This is a genomic window from Flavobacterium branchiophilum NBRC 15030 = ATCC 35035, from assembly GCF_002217205.1.
Lineage (GTDB): Bacteria > Bacteroidota > Bacteroidia > Flavobacteriales > Flavobacteriaceae > Flavobacterium > Flavobacterium branchiophilum.
On the sequence record NZ_MUGT01000203.1, the window covers coordinates 1 to 6,259 of the forward strand.

The 6,259-nt window shown below is 32.6% G+C and carries 4 protein-coding genes; all 4 read left to right on the forward strand.

Features of this window, described 5'->3' with window-relative positions:
• Nucleotides 1-418: 418 nt before the first annotated feature.
• The 4 genes from B0A58_RS15785 (at nt 419) to B0A58_RS15800 (ending at nt 6,090) form a co-directional block, all read left to right on the forward strand.
• Nucleotides 419-1,528, forward strand: a complete 1,110-nt coding sequence (locus B0A58_RS15785) for a DNA adenine methylase (RefSeq protein ID WP_089081833.1) — start codon at nt 419-421, stop codon at nt 1,526-1,528.
• The gene (locus B0A58_RS15790) at nt 1,515-2,624 is read left to right on the forward strand and encodes a hypothetical protein (protein ID WP_089081834.1); all 1,110 of its coding nucleotides are present in this window, start codon (nt 1,515-1,517) and stop codon (nt 2,622-2,624) included. Before B0A58_RS15785 ends, B0A58_RS15790 begins: the two co-directional genes overlap by 14 nt.
• 399 nt (nt 2,625-3,023) lie before the next feature.
• Nucleotides 3,024-4,799 carry an McrB family protein gene (locus B0A58_RS15795; RefSeq protein ID WP_089081835.1) on the forward strand — a complete coding sequence of 592 codons (1,776 nt, stop codon included), beginning with the start codon at nt 3,024-3,026 and terminating at the stop codon, nt 4,797-4,799.
• A complete protein-coding gene (locus tag B0A58_RS15800; RefSeq protein WP_207758873.1) occupies nt 4,786-6,090 on the forward strand; it encodes an McrC family protein in 1,305 nt (434 codons plus the stop codon). The genes B0A58_RS15795 and B0A58_RS15800 overlap by 14 nt, the downstream gene beginning before the upstream one ends.
• The last annotated feature ends 169 nt before the right edge of the window (nt 6,091-6,259 follow it).

Here is a 6,259-nt window from a genome sequence, read left to right on the forward strand (position 1 = left end):
ATACCAAAGAAAATGGCACTTGTAATATAAAAATGATTTAGGTTTACAAAGGAAGCCTCTAGGCGACCTTCCGTTAGCCTCGATAAGAGTTCCCCTAAATATACAGCAACAACCAGCCCCCCCCCTATTTTTGAAAAAATAAGTTGAATAGATACGTTTGTATTACGATAATTTCTAATTTTGTGGCTCTTTTGTATAAAAGTTGCACGCTAATTTAATATTTTGTACTATTGCAAAGGATATAAGAAATTGAAAAAAAAATGCAATAAGTTTCGTGTAGCTACTAGTTATGCCTCATTGTAGGACGACCGTGCAAAAATAAACGTTCGAGCTGACATTGGACAAATTTTTCAAAGCTTCGTAAAATTAAGAGAGTTAAATTTAGTAACTTGCGGACTTAAAATTAAGACAGATAATAATGCTTTTTGAAGAATATAAATATTTTAATTACCAATTTCCTGAACCTCAATATTTGGGCGCAAAGCATACTTTATTGCCTTGGCTTAATCAGTTTATTCCTAAAAATATAAACTTCGCAATTGATGCCTTTGCTGGCTCGCAATCTGTTGGTTTTTTATTGAAACAACAAGGGTGCAAAGTAATTACTAACGATTTTTTAAATTTTAATAATCAAATTGGAAAAGCTTTAATTGAGAACAAGTCCACCAAATTAGACAAAACAGATTTAGATATTCTTTTTCAGCCTGCAAAAAATAAAAACGAATTTGACTTAATTGAAAATACATTTACAAATGTATTCTTTGAAAAAGAAGAGGCACAGTTTTTAGATAATTTCAGAGCAAATATTTCATTATTAGAAAACGAATATAAACAAGCAATTGCTTTCACGGTTATTAATAGAAGTATGACCCGTAAAATAACAATGGGACATTTTGGTCATACACAAGCTTTGGTTTATGCAAGCGACCCAGAAAGAATAAAACGAAACCGAAGTTTAATTAGACCTATAAAAGAGATTTTTGAAGAATTACTTCCAAAATACAATGATGCTGTTTTTGACAACAAACAAGACAACAAGAGCTTCAATCAGAACATTTTAGACTTATTACCTAAGATAGAAAATGTAGATCTAGCATATTTCGACCCACCATATTGTGACAGTCACGCAGACTATCAAGGATTTTACCATTTGTTAGAAACTTACACCGAGTATTGGAAGGACAAAGATTTTATAAATGGCATTAAACGTTATGAGCCACAAAGATTTAGCGGTTTTGACAAAAAAAGAGATGTTATATCTTCTTTTGAAAAGCTATTTGAATTATCAGAAGAAATTCCGAATTGGTTAATTAGCTACAATAATAGAAGTTATCCAGGAATTGAAGAATTTGAAAAATTAATTTCAAAGTATAGAAATGTAACAGTAGAAGCAAAAACATATCAAAACGGAAGAGGTGGAAAAGGAAGTGTTGCAGGTAGTCAAGAAATACTATTTGTTTGTAGTCCTAAAAAGAAGCATTTCGTTTCAAGTAACCATAAAGAACAATTAGTAAATGAAGGACTATAATTATTGGGATAAATTACATAAAAACGAAGAACTCGAAGAGTTCAGTAATGATAACATTGGTCTTTTATGGCTAAAAACAAAATCAATTAGCAGAAAAGAACTTATTGCTGAATTTTTAAAAATCAACAATATTACTCTGAAAGAAACTGCACTTGCTAAACAATTCGTTGAATTATTTGGCATTTTGAGCACTGATGTAATAAATTCAAATCAAATTCTTGACAACTTCATTAAATCGGAAAATTCGAAACAAGTTGGAGCGCTTAATACGGAACACCTCGTATCAGAATTATACAAACTAAAGAATTTTGATTGGGGCGGAGATTATCAAAATTCATTAGACAAATATTTGGTAAGCAGATATGTAAAAGTTCAAAACCCTTCTTATGAAAACTTACTTTCAAAATTTGAAACAGAAATTAGCGTAGCTGTTCAAGGTTATGTTTTAAATAGTTGGTACAACCATTGGAGCAGTATTTTAATAGAACACATTTTCAAATCTCATAAAGAGGTTTTGCCAACAGTTGGGCAAATCAAGAGTGTTGACTTTTTCATTAATGACGTACCATTTGATTTGAAAGTTACGTACTTACCAGCAGAATATATAAGAACGAAACGTAAAGAAAAAGGATTGCCTGTTGAACTAACTTTTCTAAAAAAGAAAGCAACAGAAGCTAAAATTAATTTTGACAAAAAGGCAAAACCAGCAGACATTTTCTATGAAATAGTTGAGAAGATGAAAGACAGAAATGATGATTTCTGTTTAGAAGTTCTTAAAACTTTAAAAGACGAAAAATTAGAAATCTTACAAGAAGTACAAGACGACCCAAAAATGTTAGCAATTTGGCTTTATGAAAACCAAGGTGAAATGCGTTTTGGTTCTGAAAACCGTTTGTTTCTTGTACTGGTTGACACGGACGATTTTATAAATTCGTGGAAATTGAAAAGAAACATTGATCTTTTAAAACCTACAATCCTAACCTATTTGGACAACTTCAAAACGAAAAAAACGGAAGACCTAAAAATAGAATTTGAATTCAAAGGAAAAACGAAAACTTTTACTGCTTTAACAGACATAATATTTATAGTGAAATAGATTACTCAATGACTGAAAAAAAAACGAAGGCACACACAGCAGTTTGGCAAAATGGCGGGTTTTGGGCTTAATTTGAAGTTGGTTTTGTACTTGCAAAGTCAGTGTTTAATCGAAAGTTTCGGCTTCCTTAATCCGCCAAATCTCCAAGCTACGAAACGTCAGACTGTGAAAAACTCAAAATGAGTCTTTGAGAATTGGCTGTATGGAATTTTTCTCGGACGGGTATCCGAATTCTTTCTCTTTTTGAGTTGGTTTTTTCACAGACTAACGTTATAGCTAATTTTAGGACGACCGTTCCAAAGTCAACCGACAGACCATAATTTAAACATTTAAAATAAAGACAAATCACATAGAGAGTTGACTAAAGACATACAGTCAATAGAATAGAAAAAAATAATTATGGCAAAAGAAATACAATATTACTGTGCTGGATTTTTCTGGTATGGTAGCGAACCTGAAAATCAATTACCCCGATTTCAAAAAGACGGAATTTGGGAAAACGGTTTTGACGATAAATATCTTGACAAAGTAAAGAGTGTTCATGTAGGCAGCCAAATAGCGGCTAAAACAAGTTACACAAGAAAGAAAGACGGCAAAACTATATCGGTGCTTGAAGTTCATGGTATTGGAACTGTAACAGCAAATAATGGTGACGGCAAAATATTGAAAGTGGAATGGAGGAAAGATTTCAAACCTTTTACGATTGATGGTCGTGGAGCTTACAGGTCGACAATAAGTAAAGTAAACCATCCTGAAAATATTGATTTAATTTTTGGAAATAAGAAAAAAAATGAAAATGACGCACTTGCTTTTGATGAAAAAGATATACAGTCAGAATTTGCGTTGAATCAAATTTTGTTTGGCCCACCAGGAACAGGCAAAACATATAATACAATCAATAAAGCTGTATCCATCGTTGATAATTTGAAGGAATTTACATTAAAAAAATATTATGAAGAACGGAGCGATTTGAAAGAAAGATTTGATGAATTACTAATTGACGATTGGGAAAACCCAAACGGTCAAATTGGATTTGTAACATTTCATCAAAGCATGAGCTATGAAGATTTTATTGAAGGAATAAAACCTGGTCTTAATGACGAACAAAATGTTATTTATGACATTGAGCCGGGTGTTTTCAAAATGATGGCATCCATTGCAAGGGATAACTGGCTTGATGCGAATAAAGGAACAAAGGAGCAACTATCATTTGAAGAAGCATTCACTAAGTTCAAAGAGGAATGGCATGAACATCAGGAAATGAAATTCCCTTTGAAACGGGAAGGAAGTGAATACACCATTCTTGGATTCACCAAATCATCTATCAAATTTAAAAAAGCAAGCGGAGGTACAGGACATACGCTAAGTATTTCAACACTTCGAGATTATTTTTACAAAAGAAGAGAAATAAGACAAACAGGAGTTGGGATTTATTACCCAGCAATTTTGGATAAACTTAAATCTTACCAACCTTCATTGATTGTTGAAAAGGAAGAAAAAAATTATGTCTTAATCATTGATGAAATAAATCGTGGAAATGTTTCTCAAATTTTTGGTGAATTGATAACCTTAATTGAAGAAGATAAACGCTTGGGAAAAGCTGAAGCATTGGAAGTTACACTACCATACAGCAAAGAAAAGTTTGGCGTACCGCCAAACCTTCACATCATAGGCACTATGAATACTGCGGATAGAAGCGTTGAAGCCTTGGATGCTGCATTACGCAGACGGTTTAATTTTGAAGAAATGCCACCAAGACCTTTGTTGATTGCAACAGAGGGAAAAAAGAAAGAACAAAAAGGAATTTTAGATTCAGTTGATTTACCGCTTTTACTCAATACGATTAACAAACGAATTGAAAAACTTCTTGATAAAGATCATCAAATCGGACACAGTTATTTTATGTCTGTTGCCAGTTTGAGTGAGCTAAAAGAGGTATTTCAAAATAAAATCGTTCCACTATTACAGGAATATTTTTTCGGGGATTACGGCAAAATTGGCTTGGTAATTGGAAAAGGTTTTTTCAAAACAGTAGAAAGCGTTCAAGAAAATTACTTTGCAGAGTTCAATGATTATGATTCATCAGAATTTGCAGAGAGAACCATTTATAAAATAAGAGACATCGCTGAAATGACAGATGATGAATTCAAAACAGCCATTAATGATTTACTATAAAAATAAATTGCAGCAACAAAGAAAACATATCACAGTTTTTGAACACGAATCCCTTCGCATTGACAGAGGCGAGAAGAGAATATCTGAAATTCAGTTAAAATCACTGCAAGCATATTTTGGCGAAAGCGGTGTACCTTATTTTTCGCTAATCCATAATGGTATTCGCTTCAATGAATTTGTAGGAGTGATTCAGTTAGGTGAATTAGTAATTGAAGTTTTGCCAAAAGCAGATGCTTCATTTGCTGGAGACAATGACAAAAAACAATGGCGTGATATTTTAATTGATATGCTTTTTGCTGTTGGAGTTTTTGACATTCATACACCTAGTAATAGTTCATTAAAACTGAAATCAAACTCAATTCTTGATTTGTATTTTAAAATTTTCATCCAAGAAATTGAATCACTCCTTCACAGAGGTTTGATAAAGAAATACAGAAAAAAGAATGGAAATGTAATCGCTTTAAAAGGTAGTTTACATTTTTCTAAACACATTCAACAAAACCTAACACATCAAGAAAGGTTTTTTGTGAAGCATACAACTTATGACGTAGAACATCAATTGCATTTCATTATTTACAAAACTATTTGCTTACTAAGACAGATAAACACGAATGTAAATTTACATAGTCGTATTGGTGCATTGATGCTTCACTTTCCAGAAATGCCTGATATAAAAGTTACAGAAGCAACTTTTGAAAAAATAGTTTTCTCCCGAAAAACAGAATCATATAAAAAAGCAATTGAGATTTCTAAACTTTTGCTGTTGCAATATCATCCCGATGTGAGCAGAGGAAGAAATAATGTTTTGGCGTTGATGTTTGATATGAATAAGCTTTGGGAGCAGTTTGTTTATGTAAGTTTAAGAAAACACAAAAATGAAAACACAAAAATAACAGGACAAACATCTAAATTATTTTGGAAGTCGCATAGCGGCTACCGAGTAAAAATGCGTCCTGACATTGTGGTAAACAAAGACGGACCTGATTGCGTTGTGTTGGACACAAAATGGAAAAACTTAAATGGTTACAATCCATCTCCTGACGACTTGAGACAGATGTATGTATATCACGAATATTACGGAGCAAATAAAGTTGCGTTGATATATCCCGGGAAAGAAACTTCCAACACAAATGGAAACTATATAGACCCAATGACAAGACTAGAAACAAAGAAAGAATGCAGCGTTATTTCATTTATAGTTGAACCGAAAATTAAACATTGGCAAAAGAAAATTTACACTGAACTTGAAAGTTGGTGGAGTTTGCAAAAACAAAATACACTAAAAAAGTAAAGCAAAACCGAAACTCAATGAAACAGTACTCAATACTGTCAATGTATTACAAGGACGGTGGAAAAGAACCACTGGCTATAACAGCCAGAATTTCGTTGCAACTGTAAGCCCCGAAATGAATTGTAATCAACGAATACTTATATAAAATAAAGTTAACCCAACTTGCCGA